27 protein-coding genes and 1 pseudogene are annotated in these 25,746 nt (G+C 37.9%); 10 read left to right on the top strand and 18 right to left on the bottom strand.

Features of this window, described 5'->3' with window-relative positions:
• Position 1: 1 nt before the first annotated feature.
• Positions 2 to 583, bottom strand: a complete 582-nt coding sequence (locus B5440_RS02750) for a hypothetical protein (RefSeq protein WP_141728131.1) — start codon at positions 581 to 583, stop codon at positions 2 to 4.
• A 120-nt stretch (positions 584 to 703) separates the two neighbouring features.
• Positions 704 to 1,234: pseudogene (locus B5440_RS02745) on the bottom strand (acyl-CoA thioesterase); the annotation flags it as partial.
• Positions 1,235 to 1,397: 163 nt separating this feature from the next.
• Between B5440_RS02745 and B5440_RS02740 the strand changes: the two are divergent.
• From B5440_RS02740 to nadD, 4 genes are all read left to right on the top strand, one after another.
• Entirely contained in the window at positions 1,398 to 2,366 is a 969-nt protein-coding gene (locus tag B5440_RS02740; protein WP_070054465.1) for a YheT family hydrolase, read from the top strand.
• Positions 2,367 to 2,482: 116 nt separating this feature from the next.
• Positions 2,483 to 3,340, top strand: a complete 858-nt coding sequence (locus B5440_RS02735; RefSeq protein WP_070054464.1) for a YicC/YloC family endoribonuclease — start codon at positions 2,483 to 2,485, stop codon at positions 3,338 to 3,340.
• A complete protein-coding gene (gene gmk / locus B5440_RS02730) occupies positions 3,341 to 3,934 on the top strand; it encodes a guanylate kinase (RefSeq protein WP_070054463.1) in 594 nt (197 codons plus the stop codon). It begins immediately after the preceding gene.
• The gene (gene nadD / locus B5440_RS02725; RefSeq protein ID WP_070054462.1) at positions 3,927 to 4,511 is read left to right on the top strand and encodes a nicotinate (nicotinamide) nucleotide adenylyltransferase; all 585 of its coding nucleotides are present in this window, start codon (positions 3,927 to 3,929) and stop codon (positions 4,509 to 4,511) included. The genes gmk and nadD overlap by 8 nt, the downstream gene beginning before the upstream one ends.
• Positions 4,512 to 4,670: 159 nt before the next feature.
• On the opposite strand, the gene lysM is transcribed toward nadD, so the two are convergent.
• On the bottom strand, positions 4,671 to 5,174 hold the full coding sequence (lysM, locus tag B5440_RS02720) for a peptidoglycan-binding protein LysM (protein WP_070054461.1): 504 nt from the start codon (positions 5,172 to 5,174) through the stop codon (positions 4,671 to 4,673).
• A gap of 386 nt (positions 5,175 to 5,560) precedes the next feature.
• Here lysM and B5440_RS02715 point away from each other — a divergent pair, with 386 nt between their 5' ends.
• The gene (locus tag B5440_RS02715; protein WP_070054460.1) at positions 5,561 to 6,556 is read left to right on the top strand and encodes an NAD(P)H-dependent glycerol-3-phosphate dehydrogenase; all 996 of its coding nucleotides are present in this window, start codon (positions 5,561 to 5,563) and stop codon (positions 6,554 to 6,556) included.
• Between the two features lie 5 nt (positions 6,557 to 6,561).
• On the opposite strand, the gene B5440_RS02710 is transcribed toward B5440_RS02715, so the two are convergent.
• From B5440_RS02710 to B5440_RS02700, 4 genes are all read right to left on the bottom strand, one after another.
• Positions 6,562 to 6,957: a hypothetical protein gene (locus B5440_RS02710; protein WP_070054459.1), complete on the bottom strand. Its 396-nt coding sequence runs from the start codon at positions 6,955 to 6,957 to the stop codon at positions 6,562 to 6,564.
• Positions 6,957 to 7,124 (bottom strand): hypothetical protein, encoded by a 168-nt coding sequence (locus tag B5440_RS15545; protein ID WP_157823645.1) that lies wholly within the window; start codon positions 7,122 to 7,124, stop codon positions 6,957 to 6,959. The genes B5440_RS02710 and B5440_RS15545 overlap by 1 nt, the downstream gene beginning before the upstream one ends.
• Positions 7,125 to 7,167: 43 nt before the next feature.
• Positions 7,168 to 8,187, bottom strand: coding sequence for a phenylalanine--tRNA ligase subunit alpha (pheS, locus tag B5440_RS02705; RefSeq protein ID WP_070054458.1), 1,020 nt, complete (start codon positions 8,185 to 8,187; stop codon positions 7,168 to 7,170).
• A 66-nt stretch (positions 8,188 to 8,253) separates the two neighbouring features.
• Complete coding sequence (locus B5440_RS02700; RefSeq protein ID WP_070054457.1) at positions 8,254 to 8,610, bottom strand: hypothetical protein; 357 nt, start codon at positions 8,608 to 8,610, stop codon at positions 8,254 to 8,256.
• Between the two features lie 141 nt (positions 8,611 to 8,751).
• Between B5440_RS02700 and B5440_RS02695 the strand changes: the two genes are divergently transcribed.
• On the top strand, positions 8,752 to 9,297 hold the full coding sequence (locus B5440_RS02695; RefSeq protein WP_070054456.1) for a CvpA family protein: 546 nt from the start codon (positions 8,752 to 8,754) through the stop codon (positions 9,295 to 9,297).
• A 45-nt stretch (positions 9,298 to 9,342) separates the two neighbouring features.
• On the opposite strand, the gene B5440_RS02690 is transcribed toward B5440_RS02695, so the two are convergent.
• The 11 genes from B5440_RS02690 to B5440_RS02640 form a co-directional block, all read right to left on the bottom strand.
• Positions 9,343 to 10,902: a SulP family inorganic anion transporter gene (locus tag B5440_RS02690; protein ID WP_070054455.1), complete on the bottom strand. Its 1,560-nt coding sequence runs from the start codon at positions 10,900 to 10,902 to the stop codon at positions 9,343 to 9,345.
• 197 nt (positions 10,903 to 11,099) lie between these two features.
• The gene (locus B5440_RS02685; protein WP_141728130.1) at positions 11,100 to 11,354 is read right to left on the bottom strand and encodes a hypothetical protein; all 255 of its coding nucleotides are present in this window, start codon (positions 11,352 to 11,354) and stop codon (positions 11,100 to 11,102) included.
• 114 nt (positions 11,355 to 11,468) lie between these two features.
• Positions 11,469 to 12,218, bottom strand: a complete 750-nt coding sequence (locus B5440_RS02680; protein WP_070054453.1) for an SH3 domain-containing protein — start codon at positions 12,216 to 12,218, stop codon at positions 11,469 to 11,471.
• A gap of 1 nt (position 12,219) precedes the next feature.
• Complete coding sequence (locus B5440_RS02675) at positions 12,220 to 13,971, bottom strand: BatD family protein (RefSeq protein ID WP_070054452.1); 1,752 nt, start codon at positions 13,969 to 13,971, stop codon at positions 12,220 to 12,222.
• A gap of 58 nt (positions 13,972 to 14,029) precedes the next feature.
• Positions 14,030 to 14,998, bottom strand: coding sequence for a tetratricopeptide repeat protein (locus tag B5440_RS02670; protein ID WP_232756011.1), 969 nt, complete (start codon positions 14,996 to 14,998; stop codon positions 14,030 to 14,032).
• A gap of 4 nt (positions 14,999 to 15,002) precedes the next feature.
• On the bottom strand, positions 15,003 to 16,049 hold the full coding sequence (locus B5440_RS02665) for a VWA domain-containing protein (RefSeq protein ID WP_070054451.1): 1,047 nt from the start codon (positions 16,047 to 16,049) through the stop codon (positions 15,003 to 15,005).
• An 18-nt stretch (positions 16,050 to 16,067) separates the two neighbouring features.
• Positions 16,068 to 17,072 (bottom strand): vWA domain-containing protein, encoded by a 1,005-nt coding sequence (locus B5440_RS02660; RefSeq protein ID WP_070054450.1) that lies wholly within the window; start codon positions 17,070 to 17,072, stop codon positions 16,068 to 16,070.
• Positions 17,072 to 18,706, bottom strand: coding sequence for a BatD family protein (locus B5440_RS02655; RefSeq protein WP_070054449.1), 1,635 nt, complete (start codon positions 18,704 to 18,706; stop codon positions 17,072 to 17,074). Before B5440_RS02655 ends, B5440_RS02660 begins: the two co-directional genes overlap by 1 nt.
• Positions 18,707 to 18,711: 5 nt before the next feature.
• Positions 18,712 to 19,578 (bottom strand): DUF58 domain-containing protein, encoded by an 867-nt coding sequence (locus tag B5440_RS02650; protein WP_070054448.1) that lies wholly within the window; start codon positions 19,576 to 19,578, stop codon positions 18,712 to 18,714.
• Positions 19,579 to 19,642: 64 nt separating this feature from the next.
• Complete coding sequence (locus tag B5440_RS02645) at positions 19,643 to 20,647, bottom strand: AAA family ATPase (RefSeq protein ID WP_070054447.1); 1,005 nt, start codon at positions 20,645 to 20,647, stop codon at positions 19,643 to 19,645.
• Positions 20,648 to 20,782: 135 nt separating this feature from the next.
• Positions 20,783 to 21,601, bottom strand: coding sequence for a DUF4382 domain-containing protein (locus B5440_RS02640; RefSeq protein WP_070054446.1), 819 nt, complete (start codon positions 21,599 to 21,601; stop codon positions 20,783 to 20,785).
• Positions 21,602 to 21,756: 155 nt separating this feature from the next.
• Between B5440_RS02640 and B5440_RS02635 the strand changes: the two genes are divergently transcribed.
• The 4 genes from B5440_RS02635 (at position 21,757) to B5440_RS02620 (ending at position 25,677) form a co-directional block, all read left to right on the top strand.
• Positions 21,757 to 22,506 (top strand): SDR family NAD(P)-dependent oxidoreductase, encoded by a 750-nt coding sequence (locus B5440_RS02635; protein WP_070054445.1) that lies wholly within the window; start codon positions 21,757 to 21,759, stop codon positions 22,504 to 22,506.
• Positions 22,507 to 22,636: 130 nt separating this feature from the next.
• Positions 22,637 to 23,773 (top strand): ATP-binding protein, encoded by a 1,137-nt coding sequence (locus B5440_RS02630; RefSeq protein ID WP_070054444.1) that lies wholly within the window; start codon positions 22,637 to 22,639, stop codon positions 23,771 to 23,773.
• A gap of 1 nt (position 23,774) precedes the next feature.
• Positions 23,775 to 24,503, top strand: coding sequence for a metallophosphoesterase family protein (locus B5440_RS02625; protein ID WP_070054443.1), 729 nt, complete (start codon positions 23,775 to 23,777; stop codon positions 24,501 to 24,503).
• Positions 24,504 to 24,672: 169 nt separating this feature from the next.
• Positions 24,673 to 25,677, top strand: coding sequence for an acyl-ACP desaturase (locus B5440_RS02620; protein WP_070054442.1), 1,005 nt, complete (start codon positions 24,673 to 24,675; stop codon positions 25,675 to 25,677).
• Positions 25,678 to 25,746 lie beyond the last annotated feature (69 nt).

The raw sequence follows: 25,746 nt of genomic DNA, 5'->3' as shown, positions 1-25,746 counted from the left end.
TTTAATCTTCCAGTTTTTTCGCTAGTTTACACAGGTAATTTTTATTGGCTTTTATTGCTGAAAGTGGCGCTGTAAAGGTGCTAACCCTACCTATCGCCGGAAAACTTACTTTTCCTTTCGCTATTGAATTGGCAAGGAGTATTTGCAGATAATTATAAGTAAGAATGAATTGTTGTAATAGATTAGTTTCTTTTCTACGGAAACCCAGTTTTTCTGCAGTCCTGTCGTTAAGAATATAGCTTGTGCCTTCCAGGGTGATTTTTTCTGCCTCTTTTTCGCTGAAGGATTCACTAAGCTTTACCAGCCCTAAAATATATTGGCTAAGAATAAATCTTATACGCTGCTTTCCCTTCCAATTTCTATCAATCATATAATAGTAATCAAACAAAGTTCCACCGTGAATAATGATTCTTCCATTTTTCTCTTTTTCAGTAATGAAAAGGGGAGTGTAATAGATAAGGTTACCTTTTTTTCTACCTTGAGGCATATCTATAAAAGGTGACAGGACCGTAAGGATTATTAGAGCTATAAAAAGTGGCAAATAATACCATTCAAGGAATAAAGCGATGAGTACAAATGCCAAAAATACCAAAAAAGCAATCCCGGAAAATCTAAGGATCTCCCGGGTTTGTTCTTTTTCTGATTTTATGTAAAAACTATGTTTTTTGATATGGAAATTTAAGTATTTCTAAAGAAGGAAACATTAAAATCCTATTTTTTCCGGATTTAAATGTTGTGGTTTTTTTCCAAACTTTCGGGTATCTTCTCTGGTCAAAATTTTAAAATCATCGGTATGGCTCAAGCTGTCCAAATTATCATGCAGGGCTTTTGGAAGTTTTGTGAGTTTTCTTTCTTTTAGATCTATCCACGCACCCATCATCTCACAGCTGGCAAAATTTTGACCATTTTCGTCATAAAAATTATGCAAAAATTCAAAGTACATCCCGTCTTCGGCAAGGCCTTTCAATTGTAAGGTTACTTTTATAGGTTTACCGGCAAAAACTTCTTTAAAATAATAGATATGCTCATAAAAAACAACCGGCCCAATATTCTCTTTAGCAAGATCCTCCTGGCCAAAACCGTTTTCCATTAAAAAAGCCATCCTGGTATGGCTCATAAAATTCACATAAGCCGTATTCGCCAAATGTCTGTTTGCATCTATATCACTCCAGCGTATTTCAAATTCTTTGGTATACATTTTCTTCTTATTTTTTAATAAAACTAAGCATAAATATTATGCATGCATAATTATTTCAAAATTTTAAGAGACCAAATGAAGGTTTAACGCGGTCTTTGGAAGCAAATTTGTTCAAAGTCAATTTGTAACAGATTTAATATCTCGCAGAATTATCAACAAGATTGTTCACTTAGCATAATACTGCTTAACTTTGCCCGCTATGCCTATACTCAAAACCGAATATAAAGCTCCCGGGATTTTTAAAAACCCTCACGTATCCAGCATTTATGCTGCCACTTTGCGAAAAGTAGACTTTAGTTTTCACACTACAGATCGCATAGAATTAGGAGATGGAGATTTTTTAGATTTAGAGCGTGGTTTCTATTCTCCTAAAAATGATAAAATCATTATCCTGCTTCATGGTCTTGCGGGAAATGCAAACCGTCCTTATATGTTGGGAATGGCAAAGCAATTCCAGAATAACGGCTGGGACGTGGCTTCTATGAATTTTAGAAGTTGCAGCGGGGAAATGAACCGGCTTTATCGCAGTTACCACGGCGGTGCAACCGAAGATCTTCAAGCGGTAATTAAACATCTTCAGCAGGAAAATCAGTATAAAGAAATCGATTTGATTGGTTTCAGTCTTGGGGGGAATTTACTACTTAAATATTTAGGCGAGCAAAAAGGTATTCCTTCAGAAATTAAATCGGCAGTGGCTATTTCTACGCCCTGCGATCTTGGTGCGTCCCTGGAAGAACTTAACAAAACACATAACTTCCTATATTCGAAACGTTTTCTAAAAAATCTGAAAAAGGAATTACAGCTTAGGCAAACCCATTTTCCTGAAAAAATTAGCAAAGAAGAAATCACACAGTGCAATTCACTGCTGGCCATAGATGAACTATACACCAGCAAAGCCCACGGATTTAAAAATGCTTCAGATTATTATAAAAAATGCAGCTGTATAGGTTTTTTACCAAATATCACTATTCCCACGCTGCTGTTAAATGCCAAAAATGATTCCTTTCTTTCCCCGAATTCTTACCCGACGGAAGTAGCAAAAAATTCGGAATTTCTTCATTTAGAAAGTCCTAAACACGGTGGGCACGTAGGTTATATTCAGCATAATAAAGCCTATTATCACGAAGAACGAGCCCTGGAATTTATCACTCAGGTTAAACTAGCATAAGCCCGTGGCAAAAGGCAAATTTCAAAATCAATAACTTCAGAATCTGCAAAATACCCTTTTCCCGGCTTTGCCCTGCTATAGAATTGATTATCTTTGCACAAGCTTAAAAATCACTCATGATTCAGTCAATGACAGGTTTTGGGAAAAGCATAACGCAGCTCCCATCCAAAAAAGTAACCGTTGAAATCAAGTCGCTAAACAGCAAAAACCTTGATGTAAACGCCCGAATTCCTTCGCAGTACCGCGAAAAAGAACTTCAGCTAAGAAATACAATTTCAAAATCACTTACTCGCGGAAAAGTAGACTTTTCCCTTTATGTAGAGGTGACCGGCGAAGAAACTACGGCCTCTGTAAACCGGGGCGTGGTAAAAAATTATATGCAACAGCTGAAAAGTATTGTTGACGGCGATGAAACTGAACTACTAAAAATGGCAGTGAGAATGCCCGATGCAGTTACTACCGAAAGAGATGAAATTGACGAATCTGAATTTAAAGCGATTGAAGACGCAGTGATTGAAGCTCTGGAAGAGATCAATCAATTTAGAAAAGACGAAGGCGAAGCTTTAGAGAAAGACCTGAAACTTAGAGTGAATAATATTGGCGCCTTGCTTCAGGAAGTTTTAAGAATTGATCCAGAAAGAGTTGATGCTGTAAAAGAACGACTAAGAAAAGGAATTGCCGATCTTAAGGAGAATGTAGATGAAAACCGTTTTGAACAGGAATTGGTTTACTACATTGAAAAATTTGATATTACCGAAGAAAAAGTAAGGTTAGAAAACCACCTTGCTTATTTTAACGAAAGCATAAATTCGCCGGATTCTAACGGTAGAAAACTTGGCTTTATTTCTCAGGAAATGGGCCGTGAGATCAATACGATTGGAAGCAAATCTAACTATGCACCAATGCAACAATTGGTGGTGCAAATGAAAGATGAGCTTGAAAAAATTAAAGAACAACTTTTAAACGTACTCTAAATGAGCGATGGTAAACTTATCGTCTTCTCGGCACCTTCAGGATCGGGAAAAACTACGATAGTCCAACATTTGTTGAAACATAAAGAGCTTAACCTTGAATTTTCGACCTCGGCTACTTCGCGTGCTCCAAGGGGAGAAGAAAAAGACGGACAGCATTATTACTTTCTATCTTTAGAGGACTTTAAAAAGAAGATTAAAAACGACGAATTCCTGGAATGGGAAGAAGTATATCGCGATAATTTTTACGGCACCTTAAAAAGCGAAGTAGAACGCATTTGGGCCAATGGAAAAAACGTGATTTTTGATATTGATGTAGTTGGCGGATTGGATATAAAAAACATCTATCCGGAGAAAACCCTGGCGGTTTTTGTAAAGCCACCAAGTATTGAAGAGTTAAAAATAAGATTGAAAAAGCGTAAAACCGAAACCGATGATAAAATAAGCATGCGTGTAGCTAAAGCCTCTATTGAGCTGGCTACAGCACCGCAATTTGACTTTATTATAGAAAATCATCATTTAGGCACCGCGCTTAAGGAAGCTTACGATCTTGTTGCAAGCTATGTAGGCGTAAAAAAGGAAGATAAAGATGAATAGGAAAGTAGGTTTATTTTTCGGGACCTTCAATCCTATTCATATTGGTCACCTTATTATTGCCAACCACATGGCCGAATTTTCAGATTTGGATGAGGTCTGGCTAGTGGTTACCCCCCATAATCCGCATAAAAAGAAAAATACGCTTTTAGAAAATCATCACCGCCTGGAGATGGTTTATAAAGCCTGCGAAGGTTATGAGCATTTAAAGCCTTCTAATGTAGAGTTTAGCCTGCCACAGCCCAATTATACCAGTACCACTTTGGTACATCTTCAGGAGAAATATCCCACTAATGAGTTTTGCCCAATTATGGGAGAAGACAATCTGAAAACCTTCCATAAATGGAAGAATTACGAGGTGATCTTAGAAAACCATGAAATATACGTGTATCCCAGAATTTCTGGAGGCAAGGTTGAAAATGAATTTAAAGATCATCCTAAAATTAAACGGGTAGCAGCACCGGTGGTAGAGATTTCATCTACTTTCATTAGAAAATCTGTAAAGGAGGGGAAATTCATTAAACCCATGTTACCAGATTCGGTTTGGAATTATATTAAACTGATGAATTTCTTTAAATAGTCGTTGAATCTTTAAAAAACAAAAGACTGTTTAAAAATCTCATTTTAGCTGTTCGGGTTAGCTGATTGAACCTACTTTTTTCATTGTGGAACTACAAGCTATAGGACGTCGACTGCCCTCAATATAACAACCTCAAAAACTTTAAACAGTCTTTAATCCTTATTTCTGCTCCAGGCGTGGAATTCGTAAAACCTGCCCGGGATATATCTTATCAGGATCTTTAAGCATTGGCTTATTAGCCTCAAAGATCAGCGTATATTTATTAGCATCACCGTAATGTTCTTTCGCTATTTTGCTTAAATTTTCGCCTCGTTCTACGGTGTGAAAACTAGCTTCTGGCGCTTCAATTTTTACAGCTAACCTGTCGTCTACCTTCGCGATACCTTCAGAATTACCAATTACAAGCACTATTTTTTCACGAATAGCCTGGGAATCTGCCAGTCCATAAACTGTAGCGGTATTTCCTTCAATATTAATTACAGGATTTTCTACGCTCAAATCAAGGCCTTTTATAGTTTCCAGAAGTTTCTCTGCCGCTTTCGCATTCTCCTTTCTTACTATTTCCTTTTTAGCCTCTGTTATTTCTATATGTTCTTCTTCCTTCTCTTTTTCCTTTCCAAAGATTTTCTCTCCGGCATCTTTTATAAATGAAAATATTCCCATAAGTCTGATTACTAAGTTAGTAAAAAGAAAAGTACGAAAGAATATTTGTGTTCAGCATATATGAAATCCTAAATTTTTGTTAGATTTTTCTTACGTGTAAGGAATAGAAAAACAAAAACCGCAAACAACAATTTAATTGTGTGTTTGCGGTTTTCAAACTAAATAACCAACCAAAAAAACTAAGAAAATCCGTCTTCTTCTAAAAGAAGGACTCGTCGTCTATAAGACAACGCTCAAAAACCTCTAGAATTGCCACAGATATAATTTATATATGTTAAATTTTTATCGGTATTTCTTAGATATTCTGCAAGAAATATGTTTATAAGCCCTGTCTCTTTAGATATACTTAGAAATTTGTTTATTTTTGAATTACAGAAAACCAACCTATGGATAAATCTCCAAAGTTTGCCGTGATTGGCGGAGGTAGCTGGGCTACCGCAATTGTAAAGATGCTGAGTGAAAATGTAGATACCATTTATTGGTATATGCGTAGTAATTATGCTATTGAGCATATTAAAAAACAGGAACACAACCCAAATTATCTTAGCTCGGTTGAGTTTGATATTAACCAGTTAGAACTTAGCAGTGATATTAATAAAACGGTAGCAGCAGCAGACTTTCTTATTTTCGCTATCCCATCGGCTTTTGTAAAGAGAGAGTTAGATGCTTTAACGGTTTCCCTGGAGGATAAGATTATATTTTCTGCTATTAAAGGAATTGTTCCTGAAAGCAGCCTAATTGTAGGAGAACATTTTGAAGAATATCATCACGTGCCGGCCGATAATATTGGGGTGATCACAGGGCCTTGTCACGCCGAAGAAGTAGCCCTGGAAAGGCTTTCTTACCTTACCATTGCCTGTACCGATGAGAAAAAGGCGAAGATCCTGGCTGATAATCTAAGCAGCGAATACATTAAGTGCAAATTAAGCGATGATGTAACCGGAACCGAATATGCAGCAATGCTGAAGAATATCTACGCCATTGCCGCCGGGATTGCACATGGATTGGGTTATGGAGACAACTTCCAGAGTGTGTTGATGAGTAACGCTATAAAAGAAATGAAACGCTTTATTAAGAAAGTACATAGTATGAAGCGTAACATAAACGATTCTGCTTACCTGGGAGATCTTCTGGTAACCGGATATTCTGTATTTAGCCGAAACCGTATGTTCGGGAATATGATTGGGAAAGGCTATACCGTAAAAAGCGCCCAAATGGAAATGAGTATGATTGCCGAAGGTTATTACGCTACCGAAAGTGCTTATAAAATAAATAAAGATAAAGGCGCTAAAACGCCTATAATTAACGCTGTATATGGGATTCTTTATGAAGGAAAAAACCCTAAAAAAGTAATTAAGAAACTGGCAGAGAAGCTTACTTAAACCTGTTATTCGGCTAAAACCCCTTTATTCGGGATGATAGGAATTTCACGTAAAGCTTTTTCGTTTACGGTATTTTTCCTGAATAAATATTTCTTTTCAAACATTTTACCATCAGCAAAAAAAGTAACCTGAAACTGGTTATTCAGGGCGAGTACTTCTTCCTGGATAAATTCAATTTTAGCAAAAGACTTAGAGGGAAGCTTTTCCAGCTTATGGCGTATAACAGAGGTTTCTTTCTTATTATCATAGCCTTTACTTACAATTAAAGCCATCTCAATAGCTTCGTCCCTATCGTTTATAAGATAAGCATTCCACTCATCTACTTTAAAAGACTCGTTATAGACCTTTACAGCCGCCACATAAACGTTTTCTACCTCAGGTATGTCAATATCTTTCTTCACTAATCTTCAATCTTATTTTTAGCCCATTTAAACAATCCCCATAAGATTAGTGCAGCAATGCCCAGTAAAATAGCACCCAGTGCTAATTCAATTATTTCTACTGCAACTAAAATAATAATAACCGCAAGGGCTAGAATGCCAAAAATGATCAATCCTGTTTTTTTCATAATTATAATTATTTATCGTTCCAGTTTTTGCAGAAATCGTCTTTTAGAATGAGGATTTAAATTGCTCCAAAAATCTAATATCGTTTTCATAGAACATTCTAATATCGCCAATTTGATAAAGCAACATCGCGATACGTTCTATTCCCATCCCAAAGGCAAAGCCTGAATACTCGGTAGGATCTATATTACAATTTCTAAGCACATTTGGGTCTACCATTCCGCAGCCCATAATTTCTAGCCAACCGGTTCCTTTAGTAATTCGGTAATCGGTTTCGGTTTCCAGACCCCAGTAAATATCTACCTCAGCACTTGGCTCGGTAAATGGAAAATAAGAAGGTCTTAATCGAATCTTAGATTTTCCGAAGAGTTGCTTTGTAAAATAAAGCAGGGTTTGTTTTAGATCTGCAAAACTTACGTTCTTGTCAATATAAAGTCCTTCCACCTGATGAAAAATACAGTGGGAACGTGAAGAAATCGCTTCATTTCTAAAAACCCGTCCCGGAGAAATTGTTCTAATTGGCGGTTTGTTATTTTCCATATATCGCACCTGTACTGAAGAGGTATGGGTACGCAGTAAAATATCTGGATCTGTTTGAATAAAAAAGGTATCCTGCATATCTCGCGCCGGGTGATATTCCGGCAGGTTAAGCGCGGTAAAATTATGCCAGTCGTCTTCCATTTCAGGTCCTTCAGAAACATTGAAGCCAATGTTAGAAAAGATCTCGATAATCTGGTTTTTAACGATAGAAATAGGATGTCTTGAGCCAATTTCAATAGGTTCTCCCGGTCTTGAAAGATCACCGTAAACTCCCTTTTCTTCCTGCTTGCTTTCCAGGTTTTCTTTTAAGTCAGTAACTTTAGCTTCAGAAGCCTTTTTAAGAGCATTAACCGCCTGGCCAAATTCCTTTTTTTGCTCGTTAGGCACTTCCTTAAAAGAGGCGAAGAAATCGTTTAAAATTCCCTTTTTTCCCAGGTATTTAATTCTGAAGGCCTCTACTTCTTTAGCCGATTCGGTTTTAAAAGCTTCTACTTCAGCTATATGTTGCTTAATTTTATCTATCATGAGATCCTTTTCTTTTCAGAAGGGCAAATTTAGTAAAAATGTAGTTTTAGGCAGCACGCGGCGCCTTTAATCTATGTACTCGTTATTGATAAAATAATTCACAATGGCTTCTTTCATTAAAACCGATTGCTCACCGGCTTTAAGCGTGGGTAATTGCTCTAAAATCTTATAATGTGGCCAGCCTTCTTCATCAAAATAATCAAATTCATAGTAACCGTATGGTTCCAGCAAACGGCAAATAGCAATATGCATTAGATCTATTTTATGGTCTTTTTTGAATTTTCTGTGAGGCTGCCCTAATTCCTGAACGCCAATTACATAAATTATCGCATCCAGATCCATTGATTCTCCATCGGCAAACTGGTTAGAAAGCTTTTTTTGCAAACCATCCCATCTACCTTTCAAATTTTCGTCTCGTGTCATGTCCGCAAAGATAATATCTTCCTTTTTGAATTTACCCCCTTGAGAGACTTAAAATGTTTAGCTAGCTTCTTAGTAAAACAGCAGTTCTTTTCACTTTAATCTACCCGAAATTTGCCACAGGTATTTTACTATATTTGAAACATGAATACAGTAGACATCGTCCTGGCCTTAATTCTGCTTTATGGGCTCGTTAGAGGATTTTTTAGAGGGCTTTTGGCCGAGATCGCTTCCCTGGTTGGCATTGTAGCCGGAATTTACGGCGCTATCCATTTCTCTTATATTTTAAGCGATTTCTTTTCTGAAAATATGAATTGGGATTCAGAATATGTAAACCTAATCGCATTTGCCATCACGTTTGTTCTTATTATTTTTCTAATCTCGCTGGCCGGAAAGATCTTAACCAAAATGGCCGGTTTTGCAGCGCTAGGTATCGTAAATAAACTACTAGGTGCCGGTTTTGGATTATTAAAAATGGCTTTTATAGCCAGTGTAATAATTATGTTTTTTGCAGCTACCAATGAGGAAATAGAACTGGTTAGCAAAGAAAAACTTGAAGAATCAAAACTTTACGCTCCGGTTAAAGTTATTGCGCCGGCAGTGCTTCCTTCAATTTTAAGAGAAGCCAGGGAAAGAGACCTACTGGATGATGAAAGTGAACTTTTTGAAAATAAAAAAGAGGAAGTCTAACCTGTAGACTTCCCCTTTATAAAAATTAACTTTTAGCTTTCAGGTTTAAAGTGGAACATCTAAGCCAAAATATCTCCTAAAGCTATCAGGATTTATAACTTCACCTTTACCGGAAACTAGTTTAATGGTAATATCCTTACGTTTTGCTTTTACAGCAAATTCATCTAGAATTTCCAAAACATCATAATCCAGTACCTTGGTCTTCCTAACATCAATTAATACGGTAGAACCATCTGGTATATCGTTTAATTCTCTTAAAATCGCACCTTTATTCAAGAAAGAAAGCTCCTCTGCAAGCGTAATTTTATAGTTACCATCGTTATTGTCATAACCTTCTTTATGTAAGAAGTGAGAGTTTTTATAGCTATTAATTAAAATAACACCTATACCAACTGCCAGACCAAGTCCAATTCCCATTAGAAGGTCTAAAAATACCACCCCAAGAATAGTGATTATAAAAGGAAGAAATTGTCCTTTTCCTAATTTAAACATTTGCTTGAATAAAGCCGGCTTAGCCAACTTGTAACCTACCAGCAGAAGAACCGCGGCAAGTACAGCCAAAGGAATCATATTCAATACAGTTGGAATAGCAATAATGGAGAAAAGGATAAGAAAACCGTGTAAAATGGCAGACATTTTTGTTCTACCACCAGATTGAGCGTTGGTAGAACTTCGCACAATTACCTGTGTAACCGGCAAACCACCAATAAGTCCAGATATCATATTACCAGCTCCCTGTGCATATAGCTCACGGTTGGTGTTGGTTGTTCTTTTTAACGGGTCAATTTTATCTATAGCTTCAACACTTAATAAAGTTTCCAAACTGGCAACAATAGCAATAGTTACTGCAACAACCCATACTTCAGAATTAGCTATCTCAGCAAAGTTAGGCATAGAAAATTGCCCAAAGAAAGAGGCGGCACTCTCTGGCACCGGTACACTTACTAACTGAAAATCCTGGATTCTAAAAGCTGGACCATCTACTACAAGATAGTAAACTACTCCCATAGCAACGGCTACTAGAGGTCCCGGAACAATGCTGAATATTTTACTCTTTTTTGTAAGAACTTTTTCCCATAATAGTAAGATTGCCAGGGCAACAAGAGTGATTAATATACTACCATAGTGAAGGTTATCAGCAATTTTACTTAACGCAGAACCAATTCCACCATCAATAGAAAAAATTTCTAGATCACTGGAAAAGCCCAAAACGTTTGGAATTTGTGAAATTGCAATGGTAATACCTATACCGGCGAGCATACCTTTAATTACCGAGGAAGGGAAATAATACCCAATAATCCCGGCTTTTAAAGCTCCCATTACTATTTGAAGAAGTCCGGCTATTACCACAGCTACCAAAAATATTTCATAGCTGCCAAGTGATTGAATGGCGCCTAAAACAATTACTGCAAGGCCGGCCGCGGGACCACTTACCCCAAGTTGAGAATTTGAAATACTACCTACTACGATACCTCCAACCATACCGGCAATTAAACCGGCAAATAATGGAGCTCCACTGGCAAGTGCAATTCCTAAACACAACGGAATGGCTACAAAAAATACTACAATACTTGCCGGGAAATCTTTATTAAGATGTTTAAACATATAAAACGCTTTATTAAGTTGAGATCAATTTCTTCAGGAGTTTATATTCCCTGAAGTTCTTTTTTGGATTGATCTCTGTAATCTAATTTTTAAATAATCGAATAGAATTTTTGACACACAAAGACATAAATGCCAAAGTGATTTCACTGCAAAATGTTGCCGAAAGTTTATAAAAATTCAGTAAAAGTTAAATTAGATTAAGCGCTTTTGGGCGGGGGGCAAATAATATCCAGAAATACTATTGGGTAGCTTTCTGTGTAAATGTCTTCGGTATGAGTATGTTCCTGTAGATAATGTATGCTGGCGTAATTAGAATGATGTTCCTCCAGATTAAATTCCAGATTGATCTCATTTTTTGAAGAACTTTCTTCTTCATTCACGTTAAATGCAAAAGAAACATCTACAGAATTATCAATATAGGCTACAATACTTGGCGTTGCTATAAACGCCATAAATACGAAGGTTAGTATGTAGGCCAATCTTTTCATAGCGGCAAAAATAATAAGAAATGCTTCTAATTAAAAAGAAAAACTCATACTTTAATGTTAAACTAATATCAATATTTCTTATAGTCGCTTCAAATTATTATTTTCTATCCATCCCTGTGTACCGTTTGGAAGCTCTATTTTCACCCATTCCTGGTAATCTTCCAACACCCTTGTTTTAGTACCGGCGTGAAGACTAAATGCAGCCTCTCCTCTTTGTGATGGCTCATTTTTTACCGGAGCTTCTTCAGCAAAAATTATAGCAAATTGATTATTAAACTGAATTTCCTGTTGCTGAAATGCAAAAAACACTGAAATACCACCTAGTAGAAAAGCAAAGATTGCCACTCCAAAGAAGATCCGCTTTTGTAAAGAATTTCGACTGAAATAATAAAGCAAAAATAAAATAACAAAAGTTATGGATAAGGCGATAGCCAGGTAAGCCCAGGTATTATAGGAAAAAGTAGAAATAAAACTATTAATCTTCTTCTGAAAACCGGTTTCTTCGTTCACCGGAATATCATCAATAGTCATGCTTCTTGCAAATTCTATGTTGTTTTGCACATCTTCATCGGTAGGATCTAACTGAAGCGCCTTCTCAAAATAATAAATGCTGGGGGCTACATTATTTAATTTATAATGTGCATTCCCAAGGTTATAATAAACCGCCACCGAGGTCTCCCCGTTCTCAAGGATCTTTTCATATTTGGTTATGGCAGTTTCAAAATCGTCGTTTGCATATGCATCATTAGCTTCTTCAAAAAGCTCTGGGTTTTGAGCCTGCGCCAAAGACGATAAAAATAGGAGTAATATAAATACCTGTTTTTTCATATTACAAATCTTTGTCAAGTTTGGAAATTACTTTCACTGCCTTATCGTAATCGTCGTGCTGTGCAGTATTTGATGCCGGGGTGTAGCGGGCAAATTCGCAACTCTTTAATACCTCGATAAATTCGGTTGAAGTTTCATCAGCAACATTTTTTTCTTTTAATATTTCTGAAATCCTTTCCTTACTCATTTCGGCAGTTTGGATATGCAATTTCGCCTTCAAATAATTATGCATTGCCCGTTCTAGCGACTCGTAAAAGCTTTGCTGATCGCCAAGGTTCTTCTTCGCTTCAGAAAGATATTTTCGCGCCAGCTTATCGGCTTTCTTTCTCCTGTTTCCGGTAACATCAGCTGCTTTAGCCTCTCTCCTTTTTCCGAATAAAATAAATAGCGGAATGGCTGCAAAAGGTAAAAACAAAGAACCCCAAAAAGTCCAGGACCTAAAAAATGCCTGCTGATCTAAAGGTTTTAAATTGGTATTTGTTTTTATAAACCTGAATTGCTCTGAAGGCAGGTTAACAGATTGCCTGGTATTACCAGCAACAGCATTTCCTCCAGTGGCTGGACCTTCTTCCACATCTATCACAATTTCCTGGGAAGAAAGGGTTTTATAGGTTTCGCTCTGAGGATCAAAATAAGAGAAATTAAGCGGTTTAATTGGATATTGGCCCTTACGTGTAGGCACAATAGTATAACTATCTATAATACTTCCCTGTTTCCCGTTAAGCGTTGTGGTAACGTTCTCTTTTCTTTCAGGACTATACATTTCTAAAGAAGATGGTACTTCTAAAGCCGGTAACTCAAATAAATTTAAATTTCCGTTTCCTCTAATTTCCACTTTAGCTTCCAAAGATTCTGAAGCTTTCAGCTTCTCCTTGGTGGTACTCACATCCATACTAAATTTGCCAACCGCACCGGTAAATCCCGCCGGTTTCCCATCTGGCAATGGTTTAACATCTATGGTCCTGGTGCCGGCAGCAACTGTTTTATTTATAGTTTTGTAAATTCTGCTTCCAAAAATATCTCTCCGGTCACTGGGCACATCTACCGAAACCGACAAAGTAAGTGGCTCCAGTTCCAGTTCTCCCGTTTTCTGCGGATAAAGCACTGCTTTTTTAAGTACTACATAACGATAGGGCTCTCCCCGATATTCGCCATTTTCCGGTCTTAATTCTCTTATTTCGATATTTTGACTCCAGAAATCTGAAAATTTAGGACTGTCTACTTCCCGGAAATTACTAACACTAATTCGCGGACTCACATATAGCTTATAAACTACTGTAATACCTTCGTTTAAATAAGGGGTCGCATCAGAAACCTCTGCCACCAAATGCAGATTATCTGAAGCTATTAATTCTGAATCATCGCCATCGGTAGGTTTTTCTACTGCAGCAGTAACTTCAACATCTACCGGTGTAGTTTTATAGATCTTATCGTCTACGGTTATTTCTGCCTGGGCAATGGTTTTTCTTCCCCGTGAATTTGGTTGCAGGTAATACGAATAGGTTTTGGAATACGTACGGTCGCCATTAATCCAACGGTTACTCACCGCCTGGTTAGGGCCGCCCACTACGGTAAACCCATCAAAAGAAGGTGGCCGGAAATTATCGCCGTCCTGGTTCATTTCAAAATCTACCCTAAGGCGTTCGTTCACCCCAAGTTTGTCCTTGCTCACTTTGGCCTCGAACCTCACCTGGGCCTGTAAACTAAGGCCGGCAAAAAATAAAATGCTAAGTATTAAAAATTTCAACTTCATCTATAAAATCCTTTTCTTTAAGATAAGTATGATTTTGGAAAGAAATGTATCAAAAATTTTACCAATCTTTTTCAGATTTCACTTTGGCACCTTTTTGTTTTTCTGCATTTATTTTATCCTGCACTTTTCTTTCTTCGTTATTCATAGCCTCTAACAAACTCTGTATTTGCTCTGGAGACAACTGTCCTTGCGTGGGTTGCGGCTGGCCTTGTTGTGGTTGTTTTTCCTTTTCTTCCTGGTCACCCTCGCCATCTGGCTGCTCTTTCTCATCCTGATCGCCTTCCTTCTCTTCCTGATCTTTCTCTTGCTGATCCTGATCTCCTTCATTCTCCCCTTCGCCACTTTGATCTTGTTGATCCTGGTTCTCTTTATTTTCCTGGTCCTGATTCTTCTGATCTTTGTTTTCCTGATCCTGATTTTCATTATCGCCACCATCCTGATTCTGGTCTTGCTGCTGTTCTTCCAGCATTTTCTTGGCTAGCGCCAGGTTGTAACGGGTCTCATCATCGGTAGGGTTATTCCTTAAAGCATCTTTATAAGCGTCTACGGCTTCCTGATACTTTTTTTGCTTCATATAAGCATTCCCAAGATTATGATTGGCCTGGTGTTTTGCCTCTTTAGTATCGGCAACCTCAGCAGCCTGCTTAAAACGTTGTGCGGCTTGCGGTGTATTTTCTCGGGTGTAATACATATTTCCCATATTATACCGCGCAGCACTACTCTCTGGATCTTTAGCTATCGCTTTTCTATAAGCGGCTTCTGCTGCCGGGAAATTATTATCTCCCAGCGCTTCATCGGCTTCCTGCATAAGTTGCAGTGCTTCTTTCTGGGCCTTTTCTCTTTCCTTATCATTTTGTTGCTGAGCACCAACTTGAAATGAAAATAACAAGCCAAAAATTACAAATAAACCACCCCGAAGAAAGCTCATTAAGTATTCCGAAAAAAAGGAATATTTGAATTTCGAAGCAAGCCCCGAAGCATTTAACCCACGATTATCGAGTAATATGTTTGCTGAAAAACCTCTCATTCTATCACTCTTCTGTTTTTCTCTTTTCGTTGAATAAATTAAGTCTTCTTATCCAGCCGGTTTTTCGTTCCAGCATAAATATGTCTAGCAACAGTAATAAAATTGCCAAACCAACAAACCACTGAAACTGCGATTTATAATCGGCAAATTGTTTGGCTTCAAATTCTGTTTTTTCAATGGTAAGCAACTCTTCCTGTACTTTCTCGGTGACTTCTGCGGTTACACTTCCGTCAATATACTCGCCATTAGCTTCTTCAGCAATTTCCTGGAGTATTGCAGGATCCAGTTTGGTAATAACCGTTTCTCCCTGGTTGTCTTTCTTATAATTCTGAACTACGCCATTTCTTTTTATAGGAATTGGTCCGCCTTTGGTTGTTCCTACTCCAATAGTGTAAATTCTAATCCCAGCTTCTGCAGCCTGCCTGGCCATGTCTTCAATGTTTCCACCGTGATCTTCACCATCACTAAGTATGAACATCACCCTATTGGTTTGCTGGTTATCGTCAAAAAAGCCGGTTGCAAGGTCTATCGCGTCTCCAATTGCCGTTCCTTGTGAGGAGATCATATCGGTATTCAAACTCTCCAGGAACATTTCAGCCGAGCCGTAATCTGTGGTAATTGGTAACTGCGGAAAAGCACTGCCGGCATAGGCGATAATCCCTACACGGTCACTTCCTAAATTGCCAATTATTTGCCGAACTAATTGTTTAGATTTTTCCAAACGATTTGGCGCAATATCTTCGGCCTCCATACTTTTAGAAACATCTACAGCAAAAACAATATCTACACCTTCACGCTTTACGGTTTCTAATTGCGATCCTATTTTAGGGTTAACGAGTGCTAAAACCAAACCAGCCAGAGCAAATACAATAAATAAAACCTTTAAAAATGGCTTAAATGAAGACCTGTTTGGTGATAAATAACCTAGAAGTTCTGGCTTAGCAAATTTAGAACGGGCACGTTTTTGCCATATTCTAAAAACAAGATACAACAGCAGTACCGCCGGAATAAGCAGTAAAAGCCATAAATATATTTTCTCTTCTAAGATCATTAAACTTCCTTTCAGATTTTAAATAAAGCCTTTAAATACAGTATATCTCAAGACCACTTCAAAAAGTAGCAACCCAAGCGCCAATAGCACATAAGGCCTAAATTTTTCGGTATAATTATAATATCTGAATTCTTCAATTTCAGATTTTTCGAGGCTGTCTATTTCTTCATAGATCTCCTCCAGTTTTTCGTTATTGGTAGCCCTAAAATATTCTCCGCCGGTATCTGCGGCAATTTGCTGTAATAGCGCTTCGTCAATTTCTACTTTTTGCACGCCATATTGAAATCTTCCGTTAGGCAAAATTCCTACGGGAGTTAATGCATTACCATTACTTCCCACCCCAATAGTATAGGTTTTAATCCCGAATTCTACTGCCAACTCACTGGCAATTTTAGGATCTATAAACCCTGAATTATTCACCCCATCGGTCAATAAAATAATCACCTTGCTTTTGGCATCACTATCTTTTAACCTGTTCACAGAAGTTGCCAAACCAGAACCAATTGCCGTACCGCTTTGCAGAACATTACTGTATTCAATTTCTTCTATGGCCCTTAAGGCTATACTTTTATCGCTAGTAATTGGAGTTTTGGTGAAACTCTCACCTGCAAATAGCACCAGGCCGATTCTATCGTTAGGCCGATTTTCAATAAATTCTGCGCCAACTTCTTTTACAGATTCGAGTCGGTTTGGCTCAAAATCCCGAGCCAACATACTTGCTGAAACATCTATAGCCATCACGATATCTATCCCTCGAATATTGCTGCTTTGGGTAGTAACATCTACTGTTCTTGGCCTGGCCATAGCGGTAATTAACAGCGCTAAAGCCAGTAAGCGCAGCACAAAAAGCACGGGTTTTAATTTTGAAAGCAGCGATTGCTTTACTTTAAAACCTTTTACGCTAGACATTTTAAGCTCTGGAGTTTGCTGCTTACGTTTCCAGAAATACCAGGCCGTTGCCGGCAAAAGCAGCAATAACAGCCAGAAAAACTCCGGATTTTCGAATGTATAATTAGCAAACATTAATTAGCCTGATTTTTTAATTGAACCGAACTCTCTATACGTTGTGAAATCTCTTCGGCATATTCATCATCTTCATTAAACACTACCATAATTTGCTGAAAACCGCCGTTCGCAGCAAAATTTAGAATGGCATATTCCTTTTTAATTGGCCCGCCGGTTAACGGATTCTCAAGATCAAAAGTTCCAAAAACCTTTATTCCTTCAGTATTATTTATAGTAGAAAAATCTTCCTGTTTCATTATGATATTTCGGGCGCCCTGGGCTTCTAAAGACTCATAAATACCATCTACTGCTTTTTGCAAATCAAAATCAGCTTGCGGATTCACCGGACCGGTGATCAATAAAGTATATAAATTACCTTCCAGGGTTCCCGCGTCAAAAGTCTCGCTTCCCAGCAACATTTCCTGGAGTTCGTCATCACGATCTACCGTTTTTCTTACCAAAACTTCAGGCGTAGTGATGGTCACTTGTGGCGTACCGTATTCACTTCTAATCCAATCGCCTTCCAGTAATTCTTTGGTTTCATTCCCTAAAACTGAATCCTGTACATAGTCAAAGCCTTTGGTATTCACCAAAACGGTAATAACTATAATGGCTAGGACCACAATTCCGCCAAGGACAGCGATAATCTTATTTCTTCTTTTTCGCCTTAATTTTTCCTTTCGGTAATTTTCATCCTGCATCAATTCCTCCTCTGTCGGTTCGGGAACCACCTGCCTAATGTCTTTAATAAGATGCTCTACTTTGGTACGATCGCTTTTTGCAGTGATCACATCGGGTCTTGAATTGGCAAATTTGGCCAAATCGGCACGTTTTAATAACTGCTGAAGATTATCTATAGATTTATCCTTCAAGCTTAATTCGCCAGCTTGTTTTCTTAATTCTAAATAGACGATAAGTTCTGACGTGGTGCTTTCTAGCGCCCTGTCATAAATCTTTCTATCCAGGTATTTTCTAACACTAAACGTAAGCTGAGAATAATACTCTTTAATTTCTCTATTTGGCAGTAAAGAAGAATTATCTAATTGCTTTAGTTCAAGCATAGCCTGCTCATATGGCGGCAATTCCTGTTCCTCTTCTTTCTTTTTCTTCTTTTCTCTGAAGAAATAAAAGGCAATCGCAAGAACAACCAATGCAGCAAGCAGCCACCAAACCCAGTTTGGCACCTCAAAGGGTTCTGGCACATCTACCGCCGGTTTTATAGGATACATTTTCTGGCGAGTAGTATCTACTTTTACATCGGCCACCTCAACTCTAAAAGAATCGGTTAAGTATTCCCGGTTTTGTATTATAATTTTCTGCTCAGGAATAGTATAGGAACCGGAATCAAATTGGGTAAGCGAGTATTTCTTTAAAAGTTTAAACCGATCTTCAATCGTGGTGGTATCAGCTCCTAGAGACTCCACCATTTCCATAGGATCAAAGGTTTGACCTTCCGGAAAAACCACCAAATTGGTAGAATCGGTCTCCACTTCAATTCTATAAATAACCTGTTCTCCAATTTTGATCGAAGTAGAATCTATTTCGGCATCTACTTTTGGTTGCTGGGCAAAAGACTGAAAAGACAACAACAGAAAAAGCAGCAAGGTTGCCGCTTTGGAAATAGTAATTGTTGTTAAAGACCTATTTTTCATTCTTCTTAACCTCTTCTTTTAAAATAACCCAGTAATTTTTTTACGTAGCTTTCATCTACGCGATTATTGATAACGCCGGCTCCACTAAGGGTGAAACTTTCATTAAAATAAGCCGCCCGGCTACGATAATATTCAGCGTAATTTTTTCTAACCGATTTTGAACCGGTGTTTACAGTGACAAATTCTCCGGTTTCCTCATCCAACATTTGTACCAATCCTAAATTTGGAATTTCCTCCTCGGCGGGATCAAAAACTCTAATCCCGGTAACATCGTGTTTATTACCTGCAATTTTTAAAGTTTGCTGATAATCGTCGTCCATAAAATCTGAAAGCATAAAGACTATCGCCTTTTTCTTCATCACGTTAGAAAGGTATTTTATGGCTGCCGCAATATCGGTTTTTTTAGATTCTGGCTTGAATTCTATTAATTCTCTAATAATCCGAAGCACATGATAACGTCCTTTTTTAGGCGGAATATAAAGCTCTATTTTATCTGAAAAAAGCATCAGCCCAATCTTGTCGTTGTTTTGTGTAGCCGAAAAAGCCAAAGTCGCCGCAATTTCGGTGATCACATCTTTTTTTAGCTGATCTTTTGTTCCAAAGAATTCTGAACCTGAAACATCTACCATAAGCATCATGGTAAGTTCGCGTTCTTCTTCAAAAACCTTTACAAAAGGTTCGCTGTAACGCGCGGTAACGTTCCAGTCTATATTTCTAACATCGTCTCCAAACTGGTATTGCCTAACTTCACTAAAAGTCATTCCGCGGCCTTTAAAAGTAGAATGATATTCCCCGCCAAAAACGTGATCGCTCAAACGCCGGGTTTTTATTTCAATCTTTCTTACTTTTTTTAAAAGCTCTTTAGTATCCATTAGGAAACGATTGTGTTTTTACACAAATTATTGGGAAATGCGAAAATTAGTGGAAATCAATAGTTTAAGGCACCTCTATCTCGTTCACTATTTTGTGTACAATATCTTCTGAAGTCACATTTTCTGCTTCGGCTTCGTAGGTAATTCCAATTCTATGGCGAAGTACATCTAAAACCACTGCCCGCACGTCTTCAGGGATTACATATCCGCGGCGTTTTATAAAAGCATAGCATTTTGAAGCCCGTGCAAGGTTAATACTTCCCCTTGGCGAAGCACCAAAACTAATTAGTGGTTTAAGCTCTTTTAAATTATATTTTTCAGGATTACGGGTAGCAAAAATAATATCCAGGATATATTTTTCAATCTTCTCATCCATATAGACTTCCCTGGCCACTTGCTGAGCACGCAAAATTTGCTCAATGCTTACCACAGGATTTACTTTTGGAAATTCTCCCTTTAAATTTGCGCGCATAATTAACTGCTCGTCGTTAAATTCGGGATAATCTATTACGGTTTTCAGCATAAAACGGTCTACCTGGGCTTCAGGCAAAGGATAAGTTCCCTCCTGCTCTACCGGGTTTTGAGTAGCCATTACCAAAAACGGCTTATCTAAAATAAAAGTTTCTTCCCCAATGGTTACTTGCTTTTCCTGCATAGCTTCCAGCAAAGCCGATTGTACTTTGGCCGGGGCACGGTTAATCTCATCTGCAAGCACGAAATTTGCGAAAATGGGTCCTTTTTTAATGCTGAAATCATTCAGCTTCATATTATAAATCAAGGTTCCAACAACGTCTGCCGGTAAAAGATCTGGCGTAAACTGGATCCTGCTAAAACTACCGTGAACTGCCTGGGAAAGTGTATTAATAGCAAGAGTTTTTGCCAAACCGGGAACACCCTCAAGCAAAATATGGCCTTGCCCTAATAACCCAATAAGCAAACGCTCCATCATATGCTTTTGTCCTACTATCACCTTATTGACTTCAGTGTTTAGTAAATCTACAAAAGCACTTTCCCTCTCAATTTTCTCGTTTAAACTTGCAATATCTACAGAGGCGTTATTATCTATCATTTTATAAGTATTAAAGACCTTAAATTCGTGGCCGCAAATTGGAAAATTATTAGCGTATAGGCTGTTAATGTATGGTTAAAAAACAAAAAGCGGCCTTTTACAGCCGCTCTTTTTTTTATATAGGAATTATTTAAATTATTCCAAATAAATTGTTTCAAGATCTACAGCAGCATCTTCTTCTACCTCAATGTTATCTTCTGTTTTTACTTCTAAACCAGTTGTAGCCTCTGGAGTAACAGTCACCTGGTAAGTTCCTGCCGGAACCCCGTGTAAAACAAAATTTCCAGATTCATCTGTATACGCAGAAATGGTATGACTCGCATTTTGTGCTTTCACCAAACTTTGAAAATTTGTTGGATGTACTTTACCCATAATAGAACCCGTACTGGCCATAGCCGACATTCTAATTACAGGCTTTAAAATATAGCCCGCATTACCGGTGATCACCACAGATTCGTCTACATCAAAGTCCAGAAGATATTCATAGTGCTCTCCTGCTTCAAGTTCCTGTTGTACATTTAGTTTTAAGCCAGATTGTTGAGCACTTGGCGTAGCAAGGGCAATTTCTTCGCCAGCAATGTCAACTACATTATCGGGGCCTAACACCAATCTTATTTGATCAAGATAACCTGCAGGAATTTCTGCCTCTACCAATAATTGAGAAACTCCGCCGGTTAATTGTAACAGATCATAACGGCCGGTTTCAACATTAGCAAGGCTTTCCCACTCAGCCTCTTCTTCTCCCACGGCGGCTTCGGTTTTAATCATCACATCCTGTACATCTACCCAAACGTGATCATAATCACCGGGAGCATCTGTCATTCTCACGGTTAATTGGGCATTACCCTCTGCAACGTTATTTTCATCGTCATCACTACAACTTGTAAATCCAAAAGCGATTACTGCGGCAAGCAGTAAGCTTTTTAACTTTAGGTGCTTCATCGTTCTTTTCATAAATAGGTTTATTAATTGTTTAGACAGGAAAACGCAGCATAGTCGATTAAATTTTATGAAAGACCCCAGATTAATTAAATTTAACAAGACTTTAAATTGCATATGTAAGCCTAAGCTACTTACTTGTAGACACTTTAGCAATAGAAAAATAATTTATGAAAACTGCATTTATTACAGGAGCAACGAGCGGAATAGGGAAAGCTACGGCGAGTGCCTTGGCAAGGGAAGGGATTAATCTTATTCTCTGCGGAAGAAGAGAAGAGCGATTAGCTGAGTTAAAAAAAGAATTATCAAAAAGAGTCGCGGTGTACACGCTTTGTTTTGATGTTCGGGATAAGGAAGTGGTTTTTGAAAAAATCAATAGCCTTCCTGAGAAATTTCAAAAAATAGATATTCTTATCAATAATGCCGGAAATGCGCACGGTTTGAACCCAATCCAGGATGGAAATATAGACGATTGGGACGCTATGTTAGATATTAATGTAAAAGGTTTACTATATGTAAGTAAAGCGATCTTTCCGCTAATGATAAGCCAGGGAACGGGGCATATCATCAATATTGGGTCTACCGCCGGGAAAGAAGTTTATCCCAACGGCAATGTTTATTGCGCCAGCAAATATGCAGTAGATGCCTTAAACCAGGCCATGCGAATAGATCTCAACAAACATGGAATTAGAGTTGGTGCCGTAAACCCCGGACTTACCCAAACCGAATTCAGCGAGGTAAGATTTAAAGGAGATACAGAAAAAGCTAAAAGTGTTTATGAAGGTTTTCAAGCTTTACGCCCGGAAGATATCGCTGATATTATTCGATTTGTGGTTACCAGACCTTATCACGTAAATATTGCAGATTTAGTGGTGATGCCAACCGCGCAAGCGAGTAGTGTTACGGTGAATAAAGAATAATATTTCTTGAGATTTACTTCCTGCAAGGTTTTAAAAACCTTGTAGGTTTAGTTTTTGGAACACCTTAGGCAAAAAGAATAGAAAATAACTAAATAGAGATTTCCGCCTTCGCGGAAATGACAAGGTTAGTATGATTAACAAACGGCTTTTAATAAAAAACCTGCTCGCTCATAACGACGAGAACAGCTTTTACGACAAAAAGCTGAAGCTCAATATTGGTGAAAGAGAAGGGAAAGCCAAGTTTTTAAAGCACGTTTGCGCACTTTCAAATTCCAACCCTGAAAACAATTCTTATATAGTAATTGGAGTCCAGGATGAAGATAACAGTATTATAGGCACCGATTTTTTTGACGATAGTAAAATTCAAAACCTGGTGAATGCTTACTTGAGCAATCCGCCGTTAATTTCTTATGAAAATATCCCTTTTCCTCATTTGCCGGGAAACCTGGTGGTTGGTTTGGTGAGTATTAGGCCGAATCACGGGAAAATATGTTCGCTTAAAAAGAATATCTGGAAGTATTACGGAGGTTCGGTTTTTCTTAGAGATGGCAGTATTAGTATGCCTAAGGTTTTTGGTGTGGAGATCACCGATGTGAATTCAGAAATAGTGAATTCTATAGAAAAACATTCTCATAATAATATTGAATTGACGCTGGATGGAGTGTTCGATTTTCTTCAGAAAAGAAAAGATTATAACGCTACTTATAAAGTTTTTAAAGAATATTTTGTGGTTTGTTGGGCCGGAAAAAAGATTCAGGCAAAACACGAAACTTTCTATTCCAGGGTAGATATAGAGCTCATCAACGAACAGGTAAAATTGTTTTATTCAGATTTAGACCAGGTGAGCATTAGCCTGACCGATGAAGAGTTCAAAATTCTGGAATACGTTCAATTGGGATTACACGATAAATACCAGTTTTACCCGTTGGAGGAGGTCACCATCAGTTTTAAAGATAGCGTAAGTTACGATATTGAAAGCAAGTTGTTATTTGAGCCACCCGAATTCGACAAAAAAACGCTTTACCATATTTACAACATAAACAGCAAGCTGGTAGAAAGGCTTAAAAAAAAGCTTCCACTAGATAAACAACAAAAAAAAGACCTAAAAAATTTGCCTTCAACTTATTTACTTTGCTATTTAAATAACTTTGAACAGGCAATAGACAAACTGGAAGAAGCAAAACCGTATTTAAAAGAATACAGCCAGGAAGTTTATAATTATTACAAAGAAAGTATGCGAATTTTAAGAAAAGTAAAATACAATTAATATGGGCCGAAGTATTGCTATTGGAGACATTCACGGCGGATTAAAAGCTTTAATACAACTCCTTGAAAAAATAGAGGTAACCCCGGAAGATGAACTTATTTTCCTTGGAGATTACGTAGATGGCTGGAGCGACTCAGCCAATGTAGTTTCATACCTAATAGATCTCGCCAAACAAAATACCTGTATTTTTCTACGAGGGAATCATGACGATCTCACCCATCGTTGGTTGGCAACCGGGGAGCTTAATGAAAAATGGTTGGAACATGGCGGGCAATCCAGTATTGACGCCTATAGAAATTTTTCGTCGGAAGAAATAGAATCGCATATCGAGTTTTATAACCAGATGCTAAATTACTATGTCGATAAAAAGAACAGGCTTTTTGTACACGCCGGTTTTACAAGCCAACATGGCCCCGAGCAGGAATATCATGAAACTGGCTTCTATTGGGATAGAACTTTATGGGAAATGGCGCTTTCTTTAGATAAAAATATTGAGCCTGGCGACACAAACTATCCAAAACGCCTTCAAATTTTTGATGAAATTTTTATAGGGCATACACCGGTAACCCGAATTAATGCAGAAGCCCCCGTAAAACGGGCAAATATTTGGAATGTAGATACCGGCGCTGCTTTTATGGGAAAATTATCCGCTTTAGAGGTAAATACAAAGGAAATTTGGCAAAGTGAGCCTGTATTTAAACTCTATCCCGAAGAAGAAGGTAGAAATTAAGACGATTTTACCACAAAACGCATTTTCTCTTTATATCTTTGTAATTCAGGGATTTTGACTTTTATTTATGTTCAAAATTCCCAAACAGAATATTTTTAGCACAATTCTTTCTTAAGAGTTGATTAATATCGGCAGATTTTTTAGATTTCTGCTCCAAAAAAAAACTAGAATGGCCCTCGACAATATTAGATTAGAAGTGATGAATACCGTTGAAAAACAGGTAGACGGTTTCATTAAAGAATACCTTATTCCCGTAGAAGATATTTGGCAACCCACCGACCTTCTTCCTAATTTACAGGGAGAAAATTATATGGATGAAATCAACCAAATTAGGGAAGAAGCCAAAGAGCTTGAATACGATTTTTGGGTAGTTTTAGTTGCAGATATGGTTACTGAGGAAGCCCTGCCAACCTACGAATCCTGGCTTATGGATATGGAAGGTGTAGAACAACACGGGAAAAGCCGCGGCGAGGAAAATGCCTGGTCTAAATGGGTTCGCCACTGGACGGGAGAAGAAAATCGCCACGGAGATACGCTTAACAAATATCTTTACCTTTCTGGCCGTGTAAATATGCGAGAAGTTGAGAAAACCACACAATATTTAATCAATGATGGTTTTGATATTGGAACAGGTCGAGATCCATATAGGAACTTTGTTTATACTAGCTTCCAGGAATTAGCTACTAATATTTCACACAAGCGTGTAGGGCAATTAGCTAAGAAAAAAGGAAACAAAATGCTTGGGAAGATGTGTAATATCATCGCCGGCGACGAGATGAGACATTATATGGCTTATCGTGAATTCGTGAAAACTATTTTTGAACACGATCCTAGTGAAATGATGCTGGCTTTTCACGATATGATGAAGAAAAAAATTGTAATGCCGGCCCAGTTCTTACGTGAAAGCGGACAGGGAATTGCTGAAGCTTTTGAAAATTTCTCAAATGCAGCACAGCGTCTTGGCGTTTACACCACCTACGATTATATAGAAATCCTGGAGAAACTTAATGGCTACTGGGAAATAGACAAAATGCGCTCTTTAACAGATGAGGCCGAAAAAGCAAGAGATTATCTAATGAAATTACCAGACAGAATGCGAAGAATTGCAGGAAGAATGGCTATCCCAGAAGATCAACACACCTTTAAATGGGTTGAGGCCAACGGAAGACTATAATTTCTGGAAAAATTGATAAAATAAGAGGCTGTCTGAAAGTTATAAAATCGTCATCCTTAATTCATTTCA

Origin of the sequence: Salegentibacter salarius, from assembly GCF_900168265.1 — a bacterium.
Taxonomy (GTDB): Bacteria; Bacteroidota; Bacteroidia; order Flavobacteriales; family Flavobacteriaceae; genus Salegentibacter; species Salegentibacter salarius.
This window is presented reverse-complemented; position numbering and strand designations above follow the sequence as displayed.

Coding starts and splice junctions, on each gene's coding strand:
- B5440_RS02640 (WP_070054446.1), bottom strand. CDS start 21,601: ATGAAAAGAACGATGAAGCACCTAAAGTTAAAAAGCTTACTGCTTGCC.
- B5440_RS02660 (WP_070054450.1), bottom strand. CDS start 17,072: ATGTTTGCTAATTATACATTCGAAAATCCGGAGTTTTTCTGGCTGTTA.
- B5440_RS02680 (WP_070054453.1), bottom strand. CDS start 12,218: ATGAAAAAACAGGTATTTATATTACTCCTATTTTTATCGTCTTTGGCG.
- B5440_RS02625 (WP_070054443.1), top strand. CDS start 23,775: ATGGGCCGAAGTATTGCTATTGGAGACATTCACGGCGGATTAAAAGCT.
- B5440_RS15545 (WP_157823645.1), bottom strand. CDS start 7,124: ATGAAAAAAACAGGATTGATCATTTTTGGCATTCTAGCCCTTGCGGTT.
- nadD (WP_070054462.1), top strand. CDS start 3,927: ATGAATAGGAAAGTAGGTTTATTTTTCGGGACCTTCAATCCTATTCAT.
- B5440_RS02620 (WP_070054442.1), top strand. CDS start 24,673: ATGGCCCTCGACAATATTAGATTAGAAGTGATGAATACCGTTGAAAAA.
- B5440_RS02635 (WP_070054445.1), top strand. CDS start 21,757: ATGAAAACTGCATTTATTACAGGAGCAACGAGCGGAATAGGGAAAGCT.
- B5440_RS02690 (WP_070054455.1), bottom strand. CDS start 10,902: ATGTTTAAACATCTTAATAAAGATTTCCCGGCAAGTATTGTAGTATTT.
- B5440_RS02630 (WP_070054444.1), top strand. CDS start 22,637: ATGATTAACAAACGGCTTTTAATAAAAAACCTGCTCGCTCATAACGAC.
- B5440_RS02685 (WP_141728130.1), bottom strand. CDS start 11,354: ATGGCGTTTATAGCAACGCCAAGTATTGTAGCCTATATTGATAATTCT.
- B5440_RS02650 (WP_070054448.1), bottom strand. CDS start 19,578: ATGGATACTAAAGAGCTTTTAAAAAAAGTAAGAAAGATTGAAATAAAA.
- B5440_RS02670 (WP_232756011.1), bottom strand. CDS start 14,998: ATGAGAGGTTTTTCAGCAAACATATTACTCGATAATCGTGGGTTAAAT.
- B5440_RS02645 (WP_070054447.1), bottom strand. CDS start 20,647: ATGATAGATAATAACGCCTCTGTAGATATTGCAAGTTTAAACGAGAAA.
- B5440_RS02675 (WP_070054452.1), bottom strand. CDS start 13,971: ATGAAGTTGAAATTTTTAATACTTAGCATTTTATTTTTTGCCGGCCTT.
- gmk (WP_070054463.1), top strand. CDS start 3,341: ATGAGCGATGGTAAACTTATCGTCTTCTCGGCACCTTCAGGATCGGGA.
- B5440_RS02735 (WP_070054464.1), top strand. CDS start 2,483: ATGATTCAGTCAATGACAGGTTTTGGGAAAAGCATAACGCAGCTCCCA.
- B5440_RS02655 (WP_070054449.1), bottom strand. CDS start 18,706: ATGAAAAATAGGTCTTTAACAACAATTACTATTTCCAAAGCGGCAACC.
- B5440_RS02665 (WP_070054451.1), bottom strand. CDS start 16,049: ATGATCTTAGAAGAGAAAATATATTTATGGCTTTTACTGCTTATTCCG.
- pheS (WP_070054458.1), bottom strand. CDS start 8,187: ATGATAGATAAAATTAAGCAACATATAGCTGAAGTAGAAGCTTTTAAA.
- B5440_RS02740 (WP_070054465.1), top strand. CDS start 1,398: ATGCCTATACTCAAAACCGAATATAAAGCTCCCGGGATTTTTAAAAAC.
- B5440_RS02715 (WP_070054460.1), top strand. CDS start 5,561: ATGGATAAATCTCCAAAGTTTGCCGTGATTGGCGGAGGTAGCTGGGCT.
- B5440_RS02700 (WP_070054457.1), bottom strand. CDS start 8,610: ATGACACGAGACGAAAATTTGAAAGGTAGATGGGATGGTTTGCAAAAA.
- lysM (WP_070054461.1), bottom strand. CDS start 5,174: ATGGGAATATTTTCATTTATAAAAGATGCCGGAGAGAAAATCTTTGGA.
- B5440_RS02695 (WP_070054456.1), top strand. CDS start 8,752: ATGAATACAGTAGACATCGTCCTGGCCTTAATTCTGCTTTATGGGCTC.